General features: G+C 71.3%; 17 protein-coding genes. 3 read left to right on the top strand and 14 right to left on the bottom strand.

The window, feature by feature from the left end; all coding sequences use genetic code 11:
* Positions 1–94: 94 nt before the first annotated feature.
* The 7 genes from Drose_RS14880 to Drose_RS14850 all read right to left on the bottom strand — a co-directional run bounded on the left by Drose_RS14880 (position 95) and on the right by Drose_RS14850 (position 7,188).
* Positions 95–1,081: a DUF6081 family protein gene (locus Drose_RS14880; RefSeq protein ID WP_260728788.1), complete on the bottom strand. Its 987-nt coding sequence runs from the start codon at positions 1,079–1,081 to the stop codon at positions 95–97.
* Entirely contained in the window at positions 1,078–1,770 is a 693-nt protein-coding gene (locus Drose_RS14875) for an HAD family hydrolase (RefSeq protein ID WP_260728787.1), read from the bottom strand. Before Drose_RS14875 ends, Drose_RS14880 begins: the two co-directional genes overlap by 4 nt.
* Positions 1,767–2,690, bottom strand: coding sequence for a pseudouridine-5'-phosphate glycosidase (locus tag Drose_RS14870; protein WP_260728786.1), 924 nt, complete (start codon positions 2,688–2,690; stop codon positions 1,767–1,769). The genes Drose_RS14875 and Drose_RS14870 overlap by 4 nt, the downstream gene beginning before the upstream one ends.
* A gap of 88 nt (positions 2,691–2,778) precedes the next feature.
* Positions 2,779–3,843: an aldo/keto reductase gene (locus tag Drose_RS14865; protein WP_260728785.1), complete on the bottom strand. Its 1,065-nt coding sequence runs from the start codon at positions 3,841–3,843 to the stop codon at positions 2,779–2,781.
* A gap of 25 nt (positions 3,844–3,868) precedes the next feature.
* Positions 3,869–4,870, bottom strand: coding sequence for a DUF6081 family protein (locus tag Drose_RS14860; protein ID WP_260728784.1), 1,002 nt, complete (start codon positions 4,868–4,870; stop codon positions 3,869–3,871).
* Positions 4,871–4,921: 51 nt separating this feature from the next.
* On the bottom strand, positions 4,922–5,860 hold the full coding sequence (locus tag Drose_RS14855) for an MBL fold metallo-hydrolase (protein WP_260728783.1): 939 nt from the start codon (positions 5,858–5,860) through the stop codon (positions 4,922–4,924).
* Complete coding sequence (locus Drose_RS14850; RefSeq protein WP_260728782.1) at positions 5,857–7,188, bottom strand: ketosynthase chain-length factor; 1,332 nt, start codon at positions 7,186–7,188, stop codon at positions 5,857–5,859. Before Drose_RS14850 ends, Drose_RS14855 begins: the two co-directional genes overlap by 4 nt.
* Before the next feature lie 307 nt (positions 7,189–7,495).
* On the opposite strand from Drose_RS14850, the gene Drose_RS14845 reads away from it, so the two are divergent.
* Complete coding sequence (locus Drose_RS14845; protein ID WP_260728781.1) at positions 7,496–8,104, top strand: class I SAM-dependent methyltransferase; 609 nt, start codon at positions 7,496–7,498, stop codon at positions 8,102–8,104.
* 69 nt (positions 8,105–8,173) lie between these two features.
* Here Drose_RS14845 and Drose_RS14840 read toward each other — a convergent pair whose 3' ends face one another.
* Positions 8,174–10,648 (bottom strand): class I SAM-dependent methyltransferase, encoded by a 2,475-nt coding sequence (locus tag Drose_RS14840; RefSeq protein ID WP_260728780.1) that lies wholly within the window; start codon positions 10,646–10,648, stop codon positions 8,174–8,176.
* A 422-nt stretch (positions 10,649–11,070) separates the two neighbouring features.
* Here Drose_RS14840 and Drose_RS14835 point away from each other — a divergent pair, with 422 nt between their 5' ends.
* A complete protein-coding gene (locus Drose_RS14835) occupies positions 11,071–12,501 on the top strand; it encodes an MFS transporter (RefSeq protein ID WP_260728779.1) in 1,431 nt (476 codons plus the stop codon).
* Between the two features lie 90 nt (positions 12,502–12,591).
* Here Drose_RS14835 and Drose_RS14830 read toward each other — a convergent pair whose 3' ends face one another.
* From Drose_RS14830 to Drose_RS14805, 6 genes are all read right to left on the bottom strand, one after another.
* Complete coding sequence (locus Drose_RS14830) at positions 12,592–13,491, bottom strand: nitroreductase/quinone reductase family protein (RefSeq protein ID WP_260728778.1); 900 nt, start codon at positions 13,489–13,491, stop codon at positions 12,592–12,594.
* 65 nt (positions 13,492–13,556) lie between these two features.
* Positions 13,557–16,865, bottom strand: coding sequence for a carbamoyl-phosphate synthase large subunit (carB, locus tag Drose_RS14825; RefSeq protein ID WP_260728777.1), 3,309 nt, complete (start codon positions 16,863–16,865; stop codon positions 13,557–13,559).
* Positions 16,849–17,043, bottom strand: coding sequence for a hypothetical protein (locus tag Drose_RS14820; RefSeq protein WP_260728776.1), 195 nt, complete (start codon positions 17,041–17,043; stop codon positions 16,849–16,851). The genes carB and Drose_RS14820 overlap by 17 nt, the downstream gene beginning before the upstream one ends.
* Before the next feature lie 29 nt (positions 17,044–17,072).
* A complete protein-coding gene (locus Drose_RS14815; RefSeq protein ID WP_260728775.1) occupies positions 17,073–18,920 on the bottom strand; it encodes a carbamoyltransferase family protein in 1,848 nt (615 codons plus the stop codon).
* Positions 18,917–21,124, bottom strand: coding sequence for an iron-containing redox enzyme family protein (locus Drose_RS14810; protein WP_260728774.1), 2,208 nt, complete (start codon positions 21,122–21,124; stop codon positions 18,917–18,919). The genes Drose_RS14815 and Drose_RS14810 overlap by 4 nt, the downstream gene beginning before the upstream one ends.
* Before the next feature lie 112 nt (positions 21,125–21,236).
* Positions 21,237–22,271 (bottom strand): SGNH/GDSL hydrolase family protein, encoded by a 1,035-nt coding sequence (locus Drose_RS14805; RefSeq protein WP_260728773.1) that lies wholly within the window; start codon positions 22,269–22,271, stop codon positions 21,237–21,239.
* Between the two features lie 150 nt (positions 22,272–22,421).
* Here Drose_RS14805 and Drose_RS14800 point away from each other — a divergent pair, with 150 nt between their 5' ends.
* Complete coding sequence (locus Drose_RS14800) at positions 22,422–23,705, top strand: beta-ketoacyl-[acyl-carrier-protein] synthase family protein (RefSeq protein ID WP_260728772.1); 1,284 nt, start codon at positions 22,422–22,424, stop codon at positions 23,703–23,705.
* Positions 23,706–23,710: the final 5 nt, after the last annotated feature.

Raw genomic sequence — 23,710 nt, 5'->3', positions numbered from 1 at the left:
AATGTCGCGGTTTCAATCCACGCTACCGCCTCGCAACGGCGATCCACCAGCGCTCGACCGGCCGAGGCGGCTCGACCGGTACAGGCTACCCCCGTCACGCAGCGGCGGAACTGCTCACCGTGAATCCGCCGATGGTCAGCTCCGCCCCCTGGCCGAACAGCCGGCTGGACGCCAGGCTCTGCTCGTCCACGAAGGATTGTTCGACCGGCTCGCCGGTGTCCGGACGGTAGTACGTCGTCGCCCTCGACAGCCGGACCAGGCCTCGGCCCGTCGGCCAGGAACCGTCCAGCAGCGTCAGCATGCCCATGCCGAACGATAGCTGACGCGGCTCCACGGTCGACGGCTCGCCGCCCTCGTCGAGGGTCAGGGTGTCCCGGCCGAGTTGGTGCCCGATCCGGTCGACCCGCAGCACCTCCTCGCCCTCGAGCAGCCACCGCACCACTCCGGCGCCGCGGTCGTAGGCGATCCGGACGCGATGGCTGTCCTGCGGTGACCGGTCCGCGAGCGGGACGCTGTGGGCGAAGGACGCGTAGCGGCCCAGGTGCCGCCGGGCGAAGTTCGTCCGGCCGTAGAAGGCGTAGACGCGCTTGTTGGTGAGGATGAAGTCGAAGGCCACCGACGTCTCCGGGTCGATGCTGTTGAGCATCGATCCGGCCAGCCGCAGGTCGTCATCGGGGTCGTGCACCGCGTTGCCGAACGGGTGGCCGCCGGTCCCGTACGTCCGGCCGGAGATCGTCGCGTCGCAGCTCAGCACCCGTCCCGGCACCGCATCGAAGCCCTGGATGCCGGAGGACGCCTGCCGATTGACGTACGCGATCCACTTGGCGTGGTCCACGAAGCCGGGTATCCCGCCGGTGTCGACCTCGCTGGCCACCGTCTTGGTGAAGGCCGGCTCGCCGGTGACCGGATGAAGTCCGGACGCCACGAGCCGCAGTCCGTCCCGGCCGAGGCCGATCACCGCGTCGTTGGCGACGATGTCGGCGGTCGGTTGGACGAACCGCCAGTGCGCGTCCGGCGCCCCGGCGGTGAATCCGGTGCGGAAGTCGCTCTCCCAGAGGATCTTGGCGTCCGTGTCGGTCATGGTGTCCTCTCCGTTTCGGCTCCGATCAGCGCGACCAGCTCGCCGAACGTGTCGGCGATCCGGTCCGCGCCCGCGTCGATCAACTCCGCGGCGGTGGCAACCCCGTACGAGACGCCGATCGTCTGCATCCCGGCGGCCACGCCCATGGCGATGTCGGCCACGCCGTCGCCCACCACGACACACTCCGCCGGCCCCAGTCCGAGCCGGCCCGCGACGTACAGCGCCATGCCGGGGTGGGGCTTGCCTTCCGGCACCGTGTCGTCGCCGGCGACCGCCCCGAACTCCGCGGCCAGGCCCATTAGCCGCAGAATCCGCTCGGCGGCACGGCGCGGCTTGGAGGTGGCGACCGCGAGCCGCAGCCCGCCGTCCCGCAGGCGGGCGAGGCCGGGGCCGACCTCGGGATAGGCCAACGTGTCCACGTTGCCCTCCACGAACTCCCGGAACAGTTTGTGGTAGTCGCGAGCGGCGGACCCGACCTCCGGATCGCCGGGCGACAGACCCAGCAGGTGCGCGATGCTCTGCTCCAGCGGCCGGCCGACGAGACTCCGCACGGTTGCCGCGGACACGTGGACCTCGCGGTCGATCAGGATCCGCTGCAGTATCGCCGTGATCGCGTCCGGGGTGTTCGCCAGCGTGCCGTCCAGGTCGAAGATGACGCCTTTGACGGGCATGGCGGGTGCGCCGGTCACCTGGTGGCCTCGGCGCCGTGCGCGCGGGAGGCGGCCAGACTCGTCGCGAGCTCACCGGCGAGCCTGGCGGTGCTCAGCAGCAGCGACCGGCCGGCCGCTCCGGTACGCCCACCGGTCGACTTCGATACCGTCCGCATCAGGAACGGGCTCACCGCGTTGCCGGTCACCCCGGCCCGGTCGGCCTCCTCCAGGGCACGGCCGATCGCCTCCTCGACGAACGCGCCGTCGAGCGCGTCGTCTTCGGCCACGGGGGCGACCAGCAGCACGGTACCGCCGCCGTTGACCTCCCAGTGCGCCCGCATCGCCCGCGCCGCGAGCTGGAGGTCGTACACCGGCGATACCGGGATGTCGGTCTTGCGGACGTAGAACGCCGGCAGCCGGTCGGTCTGGTATCCCAGGACCGGCACGCCTGCCGTCTCCAGATACTCCGCGGTCAGCGTGTGGTCCAGGATGCTCTTGGCCCCGCCGCACACGACCGCGATCCGGGTGCGGGTGAACTGGAGCAGGTCCGGCGAGACGTCGAAGGTCTGCTGTGCGCGCCGATGCACGCCACCGACGCCCGCGGTGGAGAAGACCTCGATGCCGGCACGCTCCGCGATCACCACGGTGGCGGCCACGGTGGTGGCGCCCGGGCCGCCGCCGGCCAGTACCGCGCCGAGGTCCCGGGCGCTGACCTTGGGTACCCGCGGCGTGGTCCGGATCTGCTCGATCTGTTCCGGCTCCATGCCGACCAGGAACCGGCCGCCGTCGATGCCGATGGTCGCGGGGACCGCGCCGGCGTCCCGGACCGCCTTCTCGATGTCGAGAATCGGTTCGACCGATGGGCTCACGGTGATGAGCGAGGATTCCAGAGCGACCACGGGGCGGCCGTCCGCGAGCGCCGACCGGACCTCCTCGGAGAGGTTGAGCAACGCATCCATGTATGCCTCCTTTACCCTCTGGGACAACACGTGTGGGCCGTCCCAGCGTGTCGGTCGCGGCTCGAACGCCGGTCGAACCCGGCCCCGGTCAGCCGCCGGTGGAGAAGAGGTCGTCGTTGACGGCGCGCCGCACCGTGGTGCGACGGTCGTCCACGCTCTGCCAGCGGTCCCCGTAGACGAGGCGGGTCACCGCGGGAAACCGCAGGAAGACGTGCGGGAAGCCGATCGGCCTGGCACTGGCCTTGTCCAAGATGGATAGCTGGGTCGCGTCGAGCTCGAACTGTGTGCTGCCCATGTTCTCCCGCAGTTGTTCCCGCGAGGTGGCCCCGAGCAGGGGGACGATCACGCCCGGCCGCGACCGCAGCCAGGCCAGCGCCACCTGAGCGGGGGTACGGCCGATGGATTCGGCGATGTCGGCCACGGCCTGGACGACGTCGTCGCCTTCACCGCGCGCCCGTCCCCAGGCCACCTTGTCCAGCCGTCCGCCCTGGCCACGCAGGTACTTGCCGGTGAGCCGGCCGTCGGACAGCGGCCCCCAGACGAAGACAGGCAGGTCGAAGGCGTACGCCATGGGTAGCAACTCCCCCTCGGCGACGCGATCCAGCAGGTTGTAGTGGATCTGGAGCCCGGCGAACGGCGACCAGCCGCGGTCCTCCGCGAGCGTGTTGGCCTGCGCCACCTCCCAGGCCGGCCAGTCGGAGACCCCGGTGTAGAGCAGCTTGCCGGCGCGTACCTGATCGTCCAGCGCACGCATCACCTCGGGCACCGGGGTCAGCGTGTCCCGGGCGTGGACCCACAACATGTCCAGGTAGTCGGTGCGGAGCCGGCGCAGGCTGTCTTCCAGCGACCGCACCAGGTTCTTCCGATGGTTGCCCGCCGAGTTCACGTCGCCGGCCCGGGTCTGCATCGTGTACTTCGTCGTCAGGACGAACTCGTCGCGCCGGCCGGACAGCAGCTTGCCGAGTGTCGTCTCGGCCGTCCCGCTGCCGTACTCGTTCGCGGTGTCGATGACGTTGCCGCCCGACTCGGCGTAGGCATCCAGGATCCGGGCGGGTTCGCCGTCCGGCAACCCCCAGTCGGAGCCGAAGGTCATCGTGCCCAGAGCCAGCTCCGAGATGCGGACTCCGGTCTTGCCGAGCAGCGTGTACCGCATGCGCCGCACCCTTTCCCAGCGTTGTTCATGGAGATGGCTCCTGGTCGTGGACGCTCAGGCCGAACTCGCGCAGCCGTAGGATCTCTCCCATCCCCCAGATCCGGCTGCCCGGCGCGCTGCGGTCGTCCACGAACCGTTGCGGCTCCGGTCGGCCCCGCGCGACGTCGAAGTAGTGGTCGTGGCTGTGGTCCAGCCGTACCAGCCCGCGGCCGTCCGGCCCGGCCCCGTCCAGCATCGTGAACATGCCGACCCCGCAGGTGAGCCGGCCCACGCGCGCCGGCTCCTCACGGCCGCCGTGGTCGAGCAGCAGGTGCTTGCGGGCGCAGGCGCGACGGCCGAGGCGGTCGACGCTGAGCACCGGCCGGCCGTCGACCTGCCAGGTGACCCGGCTGCCGCCGCGGTCCACCCGGATCTCGAAGGTGTGCCACTGGTCCGGGGTACGGGCCGCGACCGGCACCGCGTAGGAGAACGCGGCGTATCGCGTGCCGGGAACCCGGATCCGTTCGTACAGGGCGTAGACGACGCGGTTCGTGGCGAGGATGTCGAAGACCAGGTGGCTGTCCGGGTCCGTGGTCAGCAGACCCGCGGTGGCCAGGCGCGGGTCGGTGTCCGGATCGGCCACGGCCGAACCGAACGGATGGCGTTCGGCGCCGACGCTCCGCGCGGAGACGGTGGCGGCGCAGCGCAACGTGCCGGTGGACGGCACCGCGAATCCGCCGGCGCCGGAAGGAGAGCGGGCGAGCGCCGCCCACTTGATGTGGTCGCTGCCGCCGCCTTCGGGTGCGTCCGGCCCATAACTGACCGCGAACGCGGGCCGGCCGGTGCTGGCGTCGACGCCGGTCGACACCACGGTCACGCCGGAGGCGGAGCAGGTGATGACGCCGTCGCCGGCCGCCAGGTGACCGCGGGGCGGGACCAGCCACTTCGCACCGGCGCCGAACCCGGATCGGAAGTCGTCGTAGAAGAGCTGGCGCTCCGCGCCGTACGCCGCCTGGTCGGCCGTCCGCCCGCCGATGTCGTGTGTCACGAACGCCTCCATGCCCGTCGTCGTTGCTCCACCAGCCCTCCGCACGCCCGCTCAGGCGGCGCAGGACGGCAGCCGGCCGCCGAGGTAGTCGACGATCTCCCCGAAGGCGGCGAGCACGCTCAGCGGCGCACCTTCGGGCTCGCCGCGCAGCTCCGAGTACGCACGATGCAGGTTGCCGACGACGCGCTCCGTATCCAGCCACTCGCCGTACGGGCCAGGTCCGATCTCTCGCGCGACGGCCAGCGGGTCCAGGCCGGCGGCGATGCCGTCCCGTGCGATTCCGGTGAGCCAGTGCAGGTAGCCGGCCGTCTCGTCGAGGACCTCCGGACCGCACACCGGTCCATGGCCACCGACCACGACGCGTGGTCGCAGCGCGCGCAACCGGTCGATCGCACGCAGAGTGCCGCTCACCGAACCCATCAGGACGAACGGGGTGCAGCCGGAGGTCAGCACGTCACCCGCGAACAGCACCCGCTCGCGCGGAAGCCACACCACCGTGTCGCCGGTGGTGTGCGCGGGGCCGACGTGGATCAGATCCACCCGCCGGTCGCCCAGGTGGAGGGTGAGCGTGTCCCGGTAGGTGAGGTCCGGCGGCCGCAGCGTGATGTCGCCCCACTCCACGTCCGGCCACATCCCGGTCAGGCCGAGACCGGCGTGGATGATGTCCGACCGGGCCAGTTCGTGCGTGACGACGACCGCGTCCGGGCCGGCCAGCACCGAGTTGCCGAACGTGTGGTCGCCGTGGAAGTGCGTGTTGACCACCAGGCGAGGCTGTGCGGTGGTCAGCCGGGCCAGCGTCTCGCGCAGCCGCTGGGCCCGGCGCACCGTCGCGACCGTGTCGACGAGCGTCACCCGGTCCGGCTGCAGGAGCACGCCGGAGTTGCTGACGCACCATCCGCCGGCGGCCTGCACCCAGGCGAAGACACCGTCGTCGATCTCCTGCATCGTGGTACTGCCGGCGGCCGGTGCCGCCACGCCTGACCGACTCATCTCGAGTCTCCTCTCACGGTGTCGCGATCCGGTCGCGGCTGCTCAGCCATCGACCCGGTCGTAGACCGGTCGTCGGCCCGCCGATCGGTGGCGAGGGAACCGGCCGGGCCGCGTACCACCACAGCGGCGTTGAACCCGCCGTGGCCCCGCGCCAGTACCAGCGCGGCCCGCACCGGTTGCGCACGCGGCGTGCCCCGGACCAGATCCAGGCGGTGTCCCGGGACGGGCCGGTCGACGTGGGCGGTCGCCGGCACCACGCCGTCGCGAATGGACAGCAGGGCCGCCGCCACGTCCAGCGGCGGGCCCCCACCCATCAGGCGGCCGGTCAGCGCCTTGGGCACGGTGACCGGTACGCCGTACGGGCCGAAGATGCCGCCGATCGCCGCCGCTTCCGCGTCGTCGTCCGCCGGCACCGCCGCGGCGTCGGCGAAGACGACGTCGATGTCCTCCGGCGCGAGCCCGGCGTCGTCCAGCGCGAGCCGGGCCGCCCTCTCCAGGCCGCGCGGCCGCCCGGAGCCGGGCGGCGGGTCGAAGGTCGCCGCGTACCCGGCGATCTCCCCGTAGACCCGGGCGTTGCGGCGGGCCGCGACGTCGGCCGACTCGATGATGAGGATCGCGCCGCCCTCGCCGGGCACGTAGCCCGCGGCCCGGGCGTCGAACGGCAGGTACGCCTCGGCCGGATCGGCTGCCCGCGACACCCGGCCGGTGGCGGTGTGCGACAGCATTCCCCAAGGGTCGAAGGCGGACTCGACCCCACCGGCGACCACCAACTGGCCGCCGTTGCGCAGGATGCGCCGAGCCTGGCCGATCGCGTCGAGCCCGCCGGCCTGATCTGCGATGACGACGCTGGACGGGCCGCGGATCTTGTTGCGGATCGAGATCTGGCCGGCGTTGGCGGCGTAGAACCAGGCGAAGGACTCGTAGACGCTCACCCTGGCCGGGCCCTCGGTCCACAGCTTGCGCACCTCGCGATGGGTGAACTCGAAGCCGCCCGTGCTGTTGGAGTGCACGACGCTGGTGGCGTACTCGGGCAACGTCGCCGGCTGTACGCGGGCGTCGGCGACGGCCCAGTCCGACGCGGCGATGGCCAGCCGGGTCATCCGGTCGGTCTGCGGCAGCAGCCGGCCGGGCACGTGTTCCTTGGCGACGAAGTCGGGAATCAGGCCGGCCAGCCGGGACGCGTAGCGGGTGGTGTCGAAGTGGCGGATCGGCCGAATGCCGTTCTCCACCCGCAACGTCGCGTCCCACCATGCCGGCGTGCCGAGGCCGTTCGGCGCGATGACGCCGATGCCGGTGATCACGGCGGCTGCCGGGGTACGGGCATTCACGGTATCTCCTGCCGGTCGGCTCAGGGGTGCGCGGCGTCGCGCTCTGGAAGCTGGGTGCGGGTCGATGCCGTTACCCTCGGCGAGCGCCCTGGAGTGGTGGTCGATTCTGGCTTGGACAAGCCGGTTCGGCCCGACCGCGCTCCGATATGGACGATCGGGGCGAGGTCACAGGTATACTTTGCTTTCGATGCAAAGCGTCATTTCCGGCGATGCTCCAGTGACGCCCCAACTGCGTCGCCGACTGTCTGACCCATGCTCGTGAGTGAACGCATCGACACGATGTCCGCCGGCGGAGGGAACTGACGACATGCATCCGGTACTGATCAAGGCGTTGGACTCCACATTCGGCCATCCGCGCGGGATCATGGGCCGCATCGGTGGCGCGGTGATGGTGCGCGGCAACGCTCCCCAGGAACAGTGGGCGGTCGAGCTGGCCGACCCGCGTCCGGGAGACCGGGTGCTGGTCCTCGGGCACGGCCCGGGAGTCGGGCTCGCGCTGACCGCCGATGCCGTCACCGGCGCCGGCGGCTTCGTCCTCGGCGTGGATCCGTCGCGGGCCATGCGCAAGATGGCGGCCGCCCGATGCTCGGCCGGTGTCCGGAGCGGTCTGGTCGAGATCCGTGATGGCACGTCGGAGCGCACCGGCTGCGCCGACGCGTCGATGGACAAGGCCATCTCGGTCAACAACATCACGATGTGGGATCGTCCGGCGAGCTTCCGTGAGCTGCGCCGGGTGCTGCGACCGGGTGGCGAGCTGATCATCGTCGCGCACCGGCACATCATGAACACCAGCCCCGAGGAGCTTCGTGCGGATACGGTGGCGGGCGGGTTCGACGACGTGACGCTCACCATGCGGGGCCGAAGCCTCAACCGGGCCGTCGCCGGTATCCGGGCCCGGAATCCTGGGACCGCGTGAGCGCGCTCGCCCGAGCACGAGCCGGGCAGGCGTACGCGCGAGACGCGCCTGTACGCCTGCCCGTGCTGGTCACTCCTGCGCGGAGCGGGTGTACCGGCCGAGCGTCCACTGGATGTTCAAGCCGAGCGCGGTGCCGGCCCGCTCCTTCATCAGCGCGGGCAGCACCTCCTCACACATCAGGTACCGGATCACCTCCTCGCGCAGCACCGGGTCGGTAATCTCAGCGAGGTACTCCGTCTGGTTGGCCGGCACCAGCGCGGTCATCAGGCTCTCCTCCGCCAGCAGCTCGTAGCCGCGCCGATCGATCGTGCCGTGGAAGTAGGGCGCCAGCGCCCCGGCGACGGCATCCGCGGTCCGCGCGGTCGGCAGGATCCGTCGGTCGGCCCGCCGCTGAGCGGAGGTGCGGTCGCCCGGCCGCGCCGCGGCCACCGCCCGCCGGAGCACCGTCGGCAGGTGCTCGGGCGTGTGGTCGTCCAGCGCGTCCAGCCAGCGCTGCCGCAGCAGCCGGTTGGGGTCATGAAACAGCAGCGAGTAGGGCGTGGTCGGCCCCAGGTCCGGAGAGCTGAAGGCGAGCCGGCCACCGGGCCGCAGGACGGCGGCGATGGACTCCGCCGACCGCCGCATCGCGCCGTCGGTGAGCAGGTGGAACACCATGTTGGCGGCCACCCCGTCGACCCGTTCGCCGCTCGTGACCTCCAGCAGCGGCCGGAATCGGCCGTCGGCGGCGCGCAACGCGTGGAACCGGGTCCACGGCACCTTCCGGAGCAATTCGTAGCCCTGGGCGAACCAACCGCCGGGGATGTCCACCAGGTGCAACTCGAACGTCGCGCCGCGGTCGGCCAGCCGCTGCTCGACCCGGCGGGTGAGACATGCCTTGCTCAGCTCGATCGAGGCGAGACCGGTGCCGGCGCCGTAGTCGAGAATCCGGACGGCGTCGCCGCGTCCGGCCTGCTCGATCCGCGCCTCGATAGTGTCGAGCAGGTCACCGACGACCACCCCGGTGGCACCGGCGCACCAGCTCCGCGGGTGGGCAAGGTCACCGTCGACGAACAGCAGCCGGTGCAGCGCTCGGCCGTCGGCAAGGTCGGTCTCCGACTCCGGCTGCCAGGTGTCGTGACGGGTCCCCACATCCTGGGGCAGGGCCGGCTGCAACGGCATCAGCCGGTTCAGCGACACCGCGACGAACGGGCGGGTGGCCGGGTAGCGGCGCTCCACGTAGCCGGCGGACTGCAGCCCCGCGAGGTGGCAGCACCGGACGAACGCGGAGTGCTCGATCGGGTATTGGTGCGACAGCGCGTGGTAGGCGTCGAATGCGACCGAGTGCAACTCGCCGAGGTGTCGCCGGGCCACCTGCGGCGCCACGCAGTGCGCCTCCAGCACCACCATGCCGTGCTTACGCACGTGCGGGGTCCACCGCCGCAGGTGAGCGACGAGATCCGACTCGACCTGGGCGGCGTCCAGCGGGCGACCGTCCGGCGCCACGTAGGCGCCGGTGGACCAGCCCGGCACGCCTTCGTGGTGCGGTGCGCCGCGGTAGGTGCGGTCGTGGTCCAGGAACGACCGGATGTGCAGCCCGTCCTCGATCGCCAGGCCGTGCTCGGCCAGCCGGTGCTGCAACCGCTCCGGGTTGGTGACGTCGCCGAGCAGCAACAGCGGGTCCGTCACTCCGGAGGCGCGCAGCACGTCGCGGGCGTAGTCCAAGGCGACCGGGCTGGCGTCGATGCCGACGTAGCGGACCGTGTCGCCGAAGATGCCGTGCAGGTGAACGAGCCAACTGCCGTCACCGCAGCCCATGTCTGCGATGAAGGCCGGCCGCGGCCCGCGCTCGAACATCTCGCGGAAGATCGGGTCGGCGTCGGCGAAGTAGCCCCGGTGCGCGGCGGCGCTGGCCGCCACGTTGAGCTGACGGTGACAGTGCCACTCACCCTCGCCGGGTTCGACCATCACCTCCCCGCGGTAGAGCTCCTCCAACCGGGCCAGCATCGGCAGGTACGAGCCGACCAGCCCGAAGTGGTCTACATAGGACAGTCTGGCGCGACCGGCCGCGGTCCAGTTGCCGTCACCGTCGAGCCAGCCGAGCAGGGTCAAGAGCCGGGCGGCCGGGCCGCCGGGGCGGCCCAGGTTCCCGGAACCGCGCAGCGCCAGCAGCGCCGGCACCGCGAGCGTGGCGTCCAGGTGCATCGTGACCTCGTGCATCGGGTCGGCTCCGACCCTCCAGCGCTCGTGCTCGTCGAGCATGTCGGCAAAGGCGGACTCGGTGCCCGCGTCCCACGGGGTGGTCCAGAAGACCGGGTCGTTGCCGCCGAACCGGGCCAGGAACCGGCCGCCGGCGACGTACCGGTCACGATGACGCATCGCGGCCGTACCCGCATCCGTCCACTGTGGATCCTTGCCGTCCACCGGCGGTTCGGCGCTGTCGAGCCATCCCGCGCTCGCCAGACACCGCCAGCCGGCCCGCTGGTAGCCGGTGTCCGGTAGTCCACGCCCGCCGCCGGGGTCGAGGAGGCCGAGCGCGTCGAAAGCCCGGACGGTGGCGGCCAGCATCACCCCGTCCTGATAACGGAACGCAATCCGGCGCGCCGATGCCCGGTCGGCATGCACCCTATACGCCACCGACGTTCCCGGCATGCCAAACCTCCAACTGAGACAGTCACGGCCGGAGCGGACCCACGGGTCGTGGGGGTGCTCGACCGTCGTACGTTCAATCTCCGAGCTCCGGCTTGACCGAGGATCGCGTCGCGGTCGAGCGCGACGCGCCGCGCCGCGCCGCGCGGTTCGGTTGACACGGCACACCGACGCAATTACCTTTGCATTGAAAGCAAAGTATCTTCTTCGGCCGAGCCATCGGAGATGGCCCGGCTCTGACATGCCCGGAAGGGGCGGCGATGTCTTTCCCGCCGGCAACACCGGCCGATTTCAACCCCAGACGGTGGGCCGCACTGGTGGTGACGCTCGCGGCCACCTCAATGGATCTGATCGACGCAGCGGTCCTCAACGTCGCGCTGCCGTCGATCCAGCGCGAGCTGCACGCCTCCAGCACTCAACTCGAATGGTCGATCATCGGGTACACGCTCTTCTTCGCCTCCGGCATGATCACCTCGGCCCGGTTGGGTGACCGGTTCGGCCGGCGGCGGGTGTTCCAGCTCGGACTCGCGGCCTTCACGGTGTCGTCGCTGTGGACGGCGCTCGCGGTCAACCCCGAGATGCTGGTGGCGGCCCGCGTCGCGCAGGGTCTGTCCGCTTCGCTGATGGTGCCGCAGGTGCTGGCCATGCTCCGGGCCGAGTTCCCACCGGAGGAGCAGTCCCGTGCCGCCACGATCTACGGCCTCGTGTTCTCGGTGGGTGGGGTCTGTGCACCGGTGCTGGGCGGCCTGATCCTCGGCGCGGACCTGTTCGGATGGGCCTGGCGGCCGATCTTCCTGGTCAACATCCCGTTCGGCATCGCGGCGCTGATCGGCACCGCCGTGTTCGCCCGGGAGTCGCGCGCCGAACGGACCACGGGCACCGACATGGGCGGCCTGATCCTCGTCACGGTCGCCATGGTGAGCGTGCTGTACCCGTTGATCGAGGGACGCCTGCTCGACTGGCCAGTGTGGTGCTTCCTCCTGATGGCGTTCGGCCTGGCGCTGCTATGGGGCTTCCTGCGCTACGAACGCATCGTCGTACGCCGGAACCGCAGTCCACTGATCGATCCGCAGTTGCTGCGCGAGCGCGCACCGGTCGGCGGCCTCACGGTGGCGACGATCTTCTTCGCCGGCGCGGCATATCCCCTGGTCCTGACGGTGCACCTGCAGACCGCGCTGGGCTACTCGCCGCTGCGCACCGCCGTGACGATGATCCCCTTCGCCGTCGGGGTGGGCATCTTCTCGCCGTTCGCCACCCGGCTGCGGGTGTTGGGCCGTCCACTGGCGGTCATCGGTCCGCTCATCGCGGTCGTGGGCATGGTGCTGGTGCTCGTTGCCGTGCGCCGGTACGGCACCGACCTGCACGCTCCGGACCTGATCCCCGGGCTGCTGATCTGCGGCATCGGCGTCTCCATGACGTCGGGCGTGCTGATCGCCACGGTCATCGCCAAGACCGCGCCCTGGCACGCCGGCGCTGCGGCCGGACTGGCCAACACCGCCATCCAGCTCGGGGTGGCGATCGGCGTCGCCATCGTCGGCACCACCTACTTCGGCCTGCTCGACGCCGGTCGCGAGCCGGTCACCGCGACCACGTACGGGCTGCTCGTCGTTATCGGCCTGTTCCTGCTGGCGTCCCCGACGGCGATGATCCTGCCCGGTGGCCGGCTGACCTTCGCGTGGGGAGGAGCCGCGCAGCGCTCCGCCGCGGACGGGAAGGAGTCCGCCGTCACCACGGGCGCGAGCGCTCCGGGCAACGATCCGGTCGGCGACTGACTCACCCGGCAGCACGTCGTCATCGGGTGGGGTACCCGAAGCGCCGATGTCCGCTCCAGCCGGCCGGAGCGGACATCGGCGTCATCTCGCCTACGGCACGGAGCGGCGGGTGACGTTCAACGAAGGCAGCAGGTGCTCCTCCTCGTACGCGAAGTGCTCCTCGAGACCGGACACCAACTCGTCCAGCTCACCCCGCAGACGCTTCAGCGCCTCCGGGTCGCCGGAGACGTCCTCGTTCAGCAGGGACTCGAACCTCTGCAGCGCCTCGCTCACCACGTGATGCTCCTCACGCAGCCGGTTGATGGCCGGAACGAGCTCGGGGAACCGCTGCTCGAGCGCCGAGAACGATCCGTCCTCCCGGATGTGATGCAATTGCAGGCCCCAGCAGTAGGTCAGGCAGTTGCGGCGCAACTGCTCCGCCAGATCGGGTGGGGCGACCACGCCGGCGGCCGGCGCACCGGCGATCGCGTCGTCGATCTGCACCCGCACCTGCTGCAGCGTGGCCCGCAGCTCGGTATGGGCCGCGATTAGCTGCTCGCCGATCATGCGGTTGCGCTCGCCGTCGTCCGCGAGGACCAACGGGTAGAGGGCGACGACGGGAATGACGCGGGGGGCCTGCTCCTGATAGGTGACGAAGGTCGGGTCGATCGCGCACTCGCGTTCGTACAGCCGGTCGCGCTCCTCGCCCTCGATCACGACGGCTCGGGTGGCGAACGACTTGACGTAGCCCTCGTCCGTGCCGATCTCCATGGTGACCGCCGGGTACTTCGCCAGGTTGTGGAACCAGTCGGGGTGCTGCGCGCTGCCCCGGTTGGAGGCGAAGACGAGGTAGCGGTCGCCGTCCTTGAGGTAGATGACCGGATTGGTGTGCGGCTTGTTCGTCCGCCGGCCCTGCGTGGTGATGACGACCAGCGGCGCGCCCTCGAAAACGCCGCCGACCTTTCCGTTATTGGCCCGGAACTCCTCGATGATGCGCTCGTTCCAACCCATGACGCCCTCCCGGCGCAGTCCGGCTCTCGAGCCTTCTAACAGATAATTTTGCTTTGCAAGCAAAGTTAGTCTAGGTGCCCGTCCTCGGTCAAGTCAACGCGCGATCGGCCGCCTCGGAACAGTTCCTGCAGTGACGTCACGCCGACCACCGAGGCGGCCCGCAACTCGCCGATCGCCTGAACCGCCGCCACGAAGGCCGGTAGGGTGGTGAGGCAGGGCACCGCACGGGTGATGGCCGCGGCCCGCAACGCATGGTCGCCGTCACCCTGGGCCGTGCTGACCACCAGATCGATCTGTCCGCCGTGGATCGACGGCACCGCGGTCGGCGCCCCGCCGTCGTCGTGCAGCGGCATCGGCGCCGCAGCGATACCGCTGCGCCGCAGCATCTCCGCGGTGCTCGGGGTGGCGAGCAGCTCGAATCCGTACTGCGCCAGCACCCGCGCCGGTAGTATCGCGGCGCGCCTGTCCCGGTCGGCGACGCAGATGAAGGCGCGGCCCTTCCGGGGCAGGGCAGCGCCGGCGGCGATCTGGGCCTTCGCGTATGCCAGGCCGAACGTCTCGTCCAGGCCGATCACCTCGCCGGTGGCACGCATCTCCGGGCCCAGCAGCGTCTGCACCATCCGGCCCCGGTCGTCCCGGAACCGGGTCCAGGGCAGCACGGCCTCCTTCACCGAGACGGCGCCGGTATCGGCGCCGCCTGCCTCGCCCCGCGCCGGCAGCAGCCCCTCACCGCGAAGCTCGGCGATGCTCGCGCCGAGACAGACCCGGGCCGCCGCCCGGGCCAGCGGCACGCCCGTGGCCTTGGCCGCGAACGGCACAGTACGCGACGCGCGGGCGTTCGCCTCCAGCACGTAGAGCGTGTCGCCGAGCAACGCGAACTGGATGTTCAGCAGTCCCAGGACGCCCACCCGCGCGGCGATCGCCTCGGCCGCCGCGCGCAGCCGAGCCACCTCCCGGGCCCCGAGGCTCAACGGCGGGATGACGCAGGCGGAGTCGCCCGAGTGCACGCCCGCCTCCTCGATGTGCTCCATCACCGCGCCCAGGTACAGCTCCCGCCCGTCGTACAGGGCCTCCACGTCGATCTCCACGGCGCCGTCGAGGAACTGGTCGATGAACACCGGGTGCTCCCCCGGCAGGCCGGTGTGGCCCCGCAGGTAGTGCCCGAGCGCGGCCTCGTCGTGGATCACCCGCATGCCGCGGCCGCCCAACACATAGCTGGGCCGCACCATCACCGGATACCCGAGCCCGGCCGCCACCCGGCCCGCCTCGGCGACCGAGGACGCGGTGCCGTACGCCGGCGCGAGCAGTCCCGCGTCGGCGAGCAGGGCGCCGAACCGGCCGCGCTCCTCGACCAGGTGGATCGCCTCGGGCTGGGTGCCCGCCACGAGCACGCCGTTGTCCTTCAGCGTCTGCGCCATCATCAGCGGCGTCTGCCCACCGAGCTGCACCACCACCCCCGCAATGGGTCCGGCCAGGGTCTCCGCGTGCACCACCTCCAGGACGTCCTCGACGGTCAACGGCTCGAGGTAGAGCCGGTCGGACGTGTCGTAGTCGGTGGAGACGGTCTCCGGGTTGCAGTTGACCATCACGGTCTCGTAGCCGGCGGCGCCTAGCGCGTAACAGGCGTGCACACAGGAATAGTCGAACTCGATGCCCTGCCCGATCCGGTTGGGGCCCGACCCGAGGATGATGACCGCCGGCCGGTACCGCGGAGCAACCTCGGTCTCCTCCTCGTAGGTGGAGTAGAAGTAGGGTGTCCGGGCGGGGAACTCACCGGCGGAGCTGTCCACGGTCTTGTACACAGGTCTGACACCGAGCGCGTGCCGCAGCCCGCGCACCTCCTCCTCGCTAACGCCGCGGACGGCGGCGATCTGCGCGTCCGACAGGCCGTGCCGCTTGACGGCGGCCAGCAGTCCCGCGTCCAGCCGGTCGGCGCGGGCCAGCGCGTCGACAACCTCGGTGAGCAGGACAAGCTGATCGACGAACCACGGGTCGATGCCCGTCGCGGTGTGGACCTCGTCAGCGGACGCGCCGGCCAGGAGGGCCCGGAGCGCCCGGTTGAGGCGGTCCTCACCGGGAGCGCGGGCCGCGGCGAGGCACTCGGCCCGGTCGCCCGGCGCAGCGGCGAAGTCGAGGCGGCAGCCGGGCTGCTCCACCGACCGCAGCGCCTTGTTCAGCGCCTCGGTGAAGTTGCGCCCCAACGCCATCGCCTCGCCGACCGACTTCATCGTCGTGGTCAGCACGGGGTCCGCGGCCGCGAACTTCTCGAAGGCGAACCGGGGCACCTTGACCGCGACGTAGTCCAGCGCCGGCTCGAAGCACGCCGTGGTACTGCCGGTGATCTCGTTGCGCAACTCGTCGAGGGTGTACCCCAACGCCAACCGGGTGGCGATCTTCGCGATCGGATAGCCGGTCGCCTTCGAGGCCAGCGCCGAGGATCTCGACACCCGGGGGTTCATCTCCACCACGATCACGCGCCCGTCGGCCGGGTTGACCGCGAACTGGATGTTGCATCCACCGCTGTCCACGCCGACCTCCCGGATGATCGCGATGCCTATGTCGCGCAGGACCTGGTACTCCCGGTCGGTCAGCGTCATCGCGGGCGCGACGGTGACCGAGTCGCCGGTGTGTACGCCCATCGGATCCACGTTCTCGATGGAGCAGACCACCACGACGTTGTCGGCCCGGTCGCGCATCAACTCGAGTTCGTACTCCTTCCAGCCCAGCACCGACTCCTCCAGCAGCACCTCGGAGGTCGGCGAGAGCTGAAATCCCTGGCCCGCGATGCGGCGCAGTTCGGTCTCGTCGCGCGCCATCCCGGAGCCGGCCCCGCCGAGGGTGAACGACGGCCGCACCACCAGTGGGTACCCGCCGAGCCGGTCTACCGCGGCCAGCGCCTCTTCCAGCCGGTGGCAGAGCACCGAGCGGGCGGTCTCGCCGTGGCCGGTGCGCCCCCGCACCGCCGCGACCACCTCCTTGAAGGCGCGCCGGTCCTCTCCCTTGCGAATCGCCTCGACGCCGGCCCCGATCAGCCGTACGCCGTACGCGGCGAGCACGCCGGCATCGTGCAGCGCGACGGCCAGGTTCAGCGCCGTCTGGCCGCCCATCGTCGCCAGTAGCGCGTCCGGCCGCTGCACGGCGATCACCCGTTCGATGAACTCGAACGTGAGCGGCTCGAGGTAGGTCGCGTCGGCGAGTTCCGGGTCGGTCATGATGCTGGCCGGGTTGGAGTTGATCAGAATGACCCGCAGCCCCTCGGCGCGCAGCACGCGGCATGCCTGGGTGCCCGAGTAGTCGAACTCCGCGGCCTGCCCGATGACGATCGGTCCCGATCCGATCACCAGCACGGACCGCAGGTCACCGTGGCGCGGCATACCGGCCCTCGGCGGCGCCGGTCCGCGGTGGTGCGCTCCAGTAGCTGCCGGCGGATGCGTCGGGCCGGCGGCGTAGCGGATCACGGATCAGCCGGGCCACCAGCCCGACCGGCAGCACGACGACGGCATAGGCGACGGCCAGCAGCAGGTACACCGCGGCGCGGCGGGTGGCTTGCATAGGCGCGGCTCTCCTTCTTGTCCGGGCGCTCAGTCCAGCGGGATCTCGTCGCGCCAGTCGCCCTGTTCGGTGAACTCGGGCTGGGTGTCCTTCTCCAGCAGGAAGTCGTTCATCACCAGTTCGTCGATGCCGGTGCGCATGAAGCACCGGTACGCGTCGGCGGGCGTGGCCACGATCGGCTCGCCACGCACGTTGAACGAGGTGTTCACCAGCACCGGGCAGCCGGTGTGGTCCTTGAAGTCGCGCAGCAAGCGGTACAGCGACGGATCGGCGTCCGAGTCGACGGTCTGCACCCGCGCGGAGAAGTCGACGTGCGTCACCGCCGGAATGCTGCTGCGGTGCACCCGCAACAGGGCGATCCCGCGCGCGTCCTCGGCCGCCCGGTCGGCCAGCCGCTGCCGCCCGGCCACCGGCGCGACGATCAGCATGTACGGGCTAGGCTGGCGTAGCTGGAAGTACTCGGCGGCGTCCTCGGCCAGCACCACGGGAGCGAAGGGACGAAAAGACTCGCGGAACTTGATCTTGAGGTTCATCGTCGACTGCATCCCGGGATCGCGGGCATCGCCCAGGATCGACCGGGCGCCCAGCGCCCGCGGCCCGAACTCCATCCGGCCCTGGAACCAGCCGACCACCTTGCCGTCGGCCAGATCCCGGGCGACCCGGCGGGACAGTTGCGCCGGCTCCAACCGCGTGTACGGCAGGGCGTGCGCGTCGAGGTACGCCTGAACGCGGTCGTTGTCGACGCTCGGGCCCAGGCGCGCGCCACGCATGCCGTCCCGGCGCCGACCGCGGTGCGGCCGCTCGCCCAGGTGCGCGCGGCCGCCGCCGGGCACCGCGAGCATCGCCGCGCCGAGGGCGCCGCCCGCGTCGCCCGCGGCGGGCTGCACCCACACCTCGTCGAACAGTCCCTCCTCCACGATCCGGCCATTCGCCACACAGTTGAGCGCCACACCACCGGCCAGACACAGCCGGGCCTCGCCGGTGCGCGCACGCGCGGCACGCGCCAAGTTCAGCATGATCTCCTCGGTGACCTGCTGGACGGAGGCCGCCAGGTCGAACTCCCGCTCGGTCAGCTCCGCCTCGGGCATCCGCCGCGGGCCGCCGAAGAGCTCCTCGAAACGCCGGCCGGTCATCACCTGCCCGTACAGGAATTCGAAGTAGCGCAGGTCGAGGCGGAACGAGCCGTCTGGGCGGATGTCGACGAGCCGTTCACGGATCATCGGCGCGTAAACCGGCCGGCCGTACGGGGCGAGGCCCATCACCTTGTACTCGCCGGAGTCGACCTTGAACCCGCAGAAGTAGGTGAAGGCGGAGTAGAGCAGCCCGAGCGAGTGCGGGAAGCGCAGCTCGGCGAGCGGCTCCACGCGGGCGCCGGCGCCCCGCCAGATCGTCGTGGTGGCCCACTCCCCCACCCCGTCCACGCACAGCACCGCCGCGGACTCGTACGGGCTGGGCAGGAAGGCCGAGCCGGCGTGCGACTCGTGGTGCTGGAAGCACCGGATCCCCGGTACCGGGCCGAGATCCAGCGCGCTCAGCCGGTGCCGGACGGTGGCCACCGTCCGCGCCTTCCAGCCCAGCCATTGCGGCAGCACCTGCTGGTACGAGCTCCAGCCGCGCGGCGCGGTCGCCGCGTAGGTCCACAGCACCCGGCGGAACTTGCGGGCCGGCTGTTCGTAGTAGGCGACGCTGTCCAGGTCACCCAGCTTCAGGCCGCCCTCGCCGAGGCAGTACCGCACTGCCTCAGCGGGAAAACCGGAGTCGTGGCGGCGCCGGCTGAACCGCTCCTCCTGGGCCGCGGCGAGGATGCCGTCCTCCGACACCACGGCGGCGGCGCTGTCGTGGTAGAACGCCGAGATGCCGAGCACTGCGCCGGTCATCGAATCAGCTCCTCGGGTCGTCGCGGGTAGCCGGCGCGAAGCGCCGCGTAGAGTCCGGGCGCGAGGCCGTCGGGCGGGTTGAGCGACCGGTACCCGTTGCGGATCCGCGCCCAGGCGGCCGCGTCCTGTCCCGGTCCGAGGAAGGCCGGCAGCTCGGCCAGGTAGCTGTCGATGGCGTCCACGGCCCAGGCGGAGTGCCCGGTGGCGATGTTGTCGATGGTGTTGTGCAGGTCCACGAACTGGGTGCTGTATCCGTGGTGGCGCAGCGCCACGCGCGCCTCCTGATACCCGACGCCGACGCCGGAGAGTTCCATGGCGAGGTTCAGGCCCAGGATCTCGGGCATGAACGTGCGCGGGAACCGCGAGATGGACAGCCAATAGACGGGCCGGGAGAACGCGGCGTCACGTAGCGCGGGCCAGTTCGTGAACTCCGGCGAAGCGATCGGCGGAAGGTCCACCCCCATCTGCCGCAGCAGGTCGCGGTAGATCTTCGGATGGTTCAGCTCGTACTCGCCGTTGCCCAGCTCGTCCCAGAACGTACGGAACAAGAAGTGCCCCACCGGCGACGAGGCGAGCTGGTAGTCGGTGAAGCCGAGCAGCCAGCCGCCGTCCAGGAAGATGAGCGGGGCGAGCTGCAGCGTCGAGTCGATCAGCTCCGCCCGGCTGGGCAGCGGTGCGGTCCGGGCGCCGAAGGCCCGCGCGTGCCGGTCGTGCGCCGCGTCGAGCCAGCCGCGCAGGCCGTTCTCCCGGTCCCAGGTCGGCGGCAGCCCGTCGGCCCGCCCCGGCCGGTACCGCGAGCGGGCCAGCCACCGGGTGGTGTAGTCGTACGCGAACCGGCGTAGCCGTGGCGTGTCGACCCGGTTCAGCAGTTGCCGGTACTGCGTCCGGGCGTGCCGCAGCGACGGCCGCGAGACGTCCGCGCGGACCGGCGCGGCGGCCGGCGCCCGCTGGTCGGTGTGCCGGTACCAGGCCCGCTGCGCATCGGCGAGTGCCGTGTTCCCGGCCGCGCCGGCCGCCTCCGACCGGTGCAGCACCGAGCCGGGTTCGGGCAGCCGGTCGATCCAGTCCCGCAGGACCGCGACCTCCGCGTCGGTGAAGATGCGGAACATCCGCCCCTTCTCGCCGATGAGCGCGCCCAGCAGCCGGCTGCGGTCCGGCTGACCGGGACGCACCAGCCGGCTGCGCGCCAACGCGCTGAGGAACGGGCCCGGGCCGTCGTCGATGCCGGCGAACCACTCCGCGAGCGGCCGGCCGGCGAGCTGGTACCCCGTGTGGTAGACGGCTGCCTGCCGGGCCCGGGTACAGATCAGCCGCCAGATCGCGTAGTCCGGGTGGCGGGTCAGCAGTGCCTCGGTGTAGATCCGGCCGCACCAGTCCCGCAGTTCCCGCTCCGCCCACCGGAACCCGCGCCACCACCGGCGCGCCACCGGCGGGGCATCGGCGAGGAGCTGTCGGGTCACCGCGAGGGACCGCGCCAGCGCCGGCGTGGATTCGCCGTCCCGGGCAGCGCCCGGATCCAGTCGCCGCCGCTCCGCCGGGTCCAGCCCGGGCGCCCCGTCCGGCCCGGCGGCGGCCAGCGGCGCGAGCGGCGGCGGTAGTCCTGCCGCGCGCAGACTCAGATCAGCGCCGAGCAACTCGGGCAGGAACTCCTCCGGCCGGCGGCTCATCGCCAAGAGCAGCGCGGGCAGCCGGAAGCTGGCGTTCTCCACCTCTTCGCTCGCGGCCAGCCGCACCCCGGGTGCCTGCTCGCCGAGCCGGAACCGGCGCAGCACCGCCCGCAAGTCGCTGCCCCGGTCGGCCAGCGGATACCCGACCCCGATGTCGGAGGCGTACAGCGCGAGGACGTGCAGTGCCAACGGCGACTCCGCGTTTGCCGCACTGGACACCCATTGCAGCCAGGCGCCCGTGCACAGTGCCAGCGGTGCGCAGTTGAGCAGCAGGCAGCGCAGCGTCGGTCCGGCCGGGGTACCCAGCTCGCCGGCGAAGCGGGCCGCCTCGGCGGTGGTCCAGTCCCGGACCCGGGCCACCGCCTGTGCCGGCTCCGGCACCGGCTCGTCCTCCGGCGCAGCACCGACGTCGAACATCGCGGGGCTCAGGCCGGCGAGCCGTCCGTCCACCGGCAGCGGGCCTTCCGGGTCCAGCGCGAGCAGAAAGACGGTACGGAATGCAGCCTCGGCGGCTCGCGTCACGTCAGCCGCCCCCATCAGAACATCGGGTAGATGGAGTTGTCCGTGCGGGCCTTCCGGCGACGCCGCCGGAAGAAGGCCAGGAATCGCTGGAACATCGACGATCTCTTCTTCATCAGTGCCCCCGTCGTTATCCGGTGAGCCCGAGTTCGGTGGCGATGATGCGGGCCGCCGCCGCGTTGCCTTCGTCGTTGAGGTGGGCCTGGTCCACGAACAGCCACTCGTCGGCCACGTCGGCGCTACCCAGCGCGGCGTTCAGGTCGAGGAAGGGCAGCGAACGCTCGGCGCAGGCCGCGGCGAGCCGCCCCGCGTACTCCCGATGCACCGGCCGGGTCAGCACCGGGTTGAACAGGTCCCACATCCCGGGCCGCTCCGCGGTGTTCTCCTCGATGAGCAGGCGCTCCTCGCGCGTGTAGGTCTTGCCGGTCCAGGCCGCCGTGGGCTGCAGCACGAAGTGCAGGCGGGCGCCCGCGTGCGCGGCGACCTCCCGGCACCGGTCCAGGTCGCGGACGGTGTTGCGCACAGCGATCTCGATCCGTTGCGCGGGATCGGGCGGCGCCGCGCCATCCGGCTCGTCCGGGGAACCGATGCGACGTACCGCCTGCGCGATACGTCCCAACGCCCAGCGCGGCTGCTCGTACCGCTGCCCCATCCCCGGCACGCCGAGCTGGCGGAAGAACTCGCCGGAGAAGAAGAACTGTCCGTAGTCCGAGCCCGCCGCCGGCAGTCCGGCCACGACGAGGTTGTTCAACCCGGAGAGCACCACGACGTCACGCACCCTGGGAAGCTGGTGGCGGTGCAGCATGAACAGCACCATCTCCTGCGTCGAGTTGAACCCGGGCGCGGCCAGGTTCAGCCAGGGCACCGACGAAGGCTTCTGGGAAAGCTGTGAGCAGAGGGTCCGCTCATCGCTGCTGGCGCCGAAGCCGAACGCGGGCGATGCGCCGAGGACGAGGCTGACCTCGCCATCCGGCATGCTGCCGTACAGGGAGACGGCCCCGGCCGGCCCGTGCGAGATGCGGAAGCCGCCCGAGTCCGTGTTGACCACCGCCGACCGGTAGTCCGGCCGGTTGAAGAACATCAGGTAGGGCAGCCAGCGGATCGCGCCGGTCGCGAAGTCCTCGTACTGCCTCATGTGCGGCGTCAGGCTGATCTGCTGGTCCACGGCTACAGCCTCGGGCCCGCACCTTGAATACCGCTCGAACTGGGTTTGAGCCGCACCCGGCCATCCGCAGGTCGAGCGACATTCAACCACCGCTCAAGGCCCGTGGCCGACGGTGTGCCTGTTCGCACGCACCCCACGGAAGGAACGCTTGTGGCCGGTTACCCGCTCAGCAGCTCCCGGCAGGTCGCGATCACGGGGATCGGGGTCGTGGCGCCGGGCGGTACCGGTCGGAAGGCATTCTGGGGATTGATGGCCTCCGGTCAGACCGCCACCCGTACCATCACCTTCTTCGACCCCTCGCCCTTCCGCTCCCGGATGGCCGCCGAGGTGGACTTCGACCCGGAGCAGCACGGTCTGACCCCGCGGGAGATCCGGCGGATGGACCGGGCGGCCCAGTTCGCCGTGGTCTCCGCCCGCGAGAGCCTTGCGGACAGCGGACTGGAGCTGGACCGGCTGGACCCGGGCCGGATCGGCGTCAGCGTGGGCACCGCTGTCGGCGGCACCACCACCCTGGAGCAGGAGTATCTGGTGCTCAGCAACAAGGGTCGTGAGTGGACGGTCGATCCGCGCTATCTCTCGCCCCACATGTATGACGCGTTCGTGCCCAGCTCGCTCGCGACTGAGGTCGCCTGGACCGCCGGTGCCGAGGGACCCGCGGCGGTCGTCTCGACCGGCTGCACCTCCGGGCTGGACGCGGTGGGGTACGCGCGGGATCTCATCGCGGAAGGCACCGCGGACGTGATGCTCGCCGGTGCCACCGACACGCCCATCTCACCTATGGCCGTCGCCTGCTTCGACGCCATCAAGGCGACCTCACCGCGCAACGACGACCCGGCGCACGCCTGCCGGCCGTTCGACCGGAACCGGGAAGGATTCGTCATCGCCGAAGGCGCGGCCATGTTCGTGCTGGAGGAACTGGGGCACGCGCGCGCACGCGGCGCGCACGTGTATGCGGTCGTCGCGGGCTACGCCAACCGGTGCAACGGATACCACATGACCGGGCTGAAGCCCGACGGCAGGGAGATGGCGGACGCGATCCGCGCCGCACTGGATCAGGCACGGCACGCGCCCGAGTCGGTCGACTACGTCAACGCCCACGGCTCCGGAACCCTGCAGAACGACCGGCACGAAACCGCCGCTTTCAAGCGGGCGCTGGGCGCACACGCCTATCAGACGCCGGTCAGCTCGATCAAGTCGATGGTGGGCCACTCGCTCGGCGCGATCGGATCGATCGAGATCGCCGCCTGCGCGCTCGCGATGCAGTACAGCGTCGTTCCGCCCACCGCCAATCTGTACGAGCCGGATCCCGATTGCGACCTCGACTACGTGCCGAACGAGGCGCGTGCCCGCCGGCTGGAGACGGTGCTGACCGTCGGCAGCGGCTTCGGCGGCTTCCAGACCGCCATGGTCCTCATCCGCAACCCGAACGCATAGCCGGG

Source organism: Dactylosporangium roseum (assembly GCF_025264685.1).
In the GTDB taxonomy this organism is placed as follows: Bacteria; Actinomycetota; Actinomycetes; order Mycobacteriales; family Micromonosporaceae; genus Dactylosporangium; species Dactylosporangium roseum.
This window is presented reverse-complemented; position numbering and strand designations above follow the sequence as displayed.

Excerpts from the sequence above, each read along its gene's own strand:
- Drose_RS14810 (WP_260728774.1), bottom strand. The coding sequence starts at position 21,124 with ATGGGGGCGGCTGACGTGACGCGAGCCGCCGAGGCTGCATTCCGTACC.
- Drose_RS14830 (WP_260728778.1), bottom strand. The coding sequence starts at position 13,491 with ATGGGTTGGAACGAGCGCATCATCGAGGAGTTCCGGGCCAATAACGGA.
- Drose_RS14880 (WP_260728788.1), bottom strand. The coding sequence starts at position 1,081 with ATGACCGACACGGACGCCAAGATCCTCTGGGAGAGCGACTTCCGCACC.
- Drose_RS14840 (WP_260728780.1), bottom strand. The coding sequence starts at position 10,648 with ATGCTGGCCGCCACCGTCCGGGCTTTCGACGCGCTCGGCCTCCTCGAC.
- Drose_RS14835 (WP_260728779.1), top strand. The coding sequence starts at position 11,071 with ATGGATCTGATCGACGCAGCGGTCCTCAACGTCGCGCTGCCGTCGATC.
- Drose_RS14820 (WP_260728776.1), bottom strand. The coding sequence starts at position 17,043 with ATGCAAGCCACCCGCCGCGCCGCGGTGTACCTGCTGCTGGCCGTCGCC.
- Drose_RS14870 (WP_260728786.1), bottom strand. The coding sequence starts at position 2,690 with ATGGATGCGTTGCTCAACCTCTCCGAGGAGGTCCGGTCGGCGCTCGCG.
- Drose_RS14845 (WP_260728781.1), top strand. The coding sequence starts at position 7,496 with ATGCATCCGGTACTGATCAAGGCGTTGGACTCCACATTCGGCCATCCG.
- carB (WP_260728777.1), bottom strand. The coding sequence starts at position 16,865 with ATGCCGCGCCACGGTGACCTGCGGTCCGTGCTGGTGATCGGATCGGGA.
- Drose_RS14855 (WP_260728783.1), bottom strand. The coding sequence starts at position 5,860 with ATGAGTCGGTCAGGCGTGGCGGCACCGGCCGCCGGCAGTACCACGATG.
- Drose_RS14865 (WP_260728785.1), bottom strand. The coding sequence starts at position 3,843 with ATGCGGTACACGCTGCTCGGCAAGACCGGAGTCCGCATCTCGGAGCTG.
- Drose_RS14815 (WP_260728775.1), bottom strand. The coding sequence starts at position 18,920 with ATGACCGGCGCAGTGCTCGGCATCTCGGCGTTCTACCACGACAGCGCC.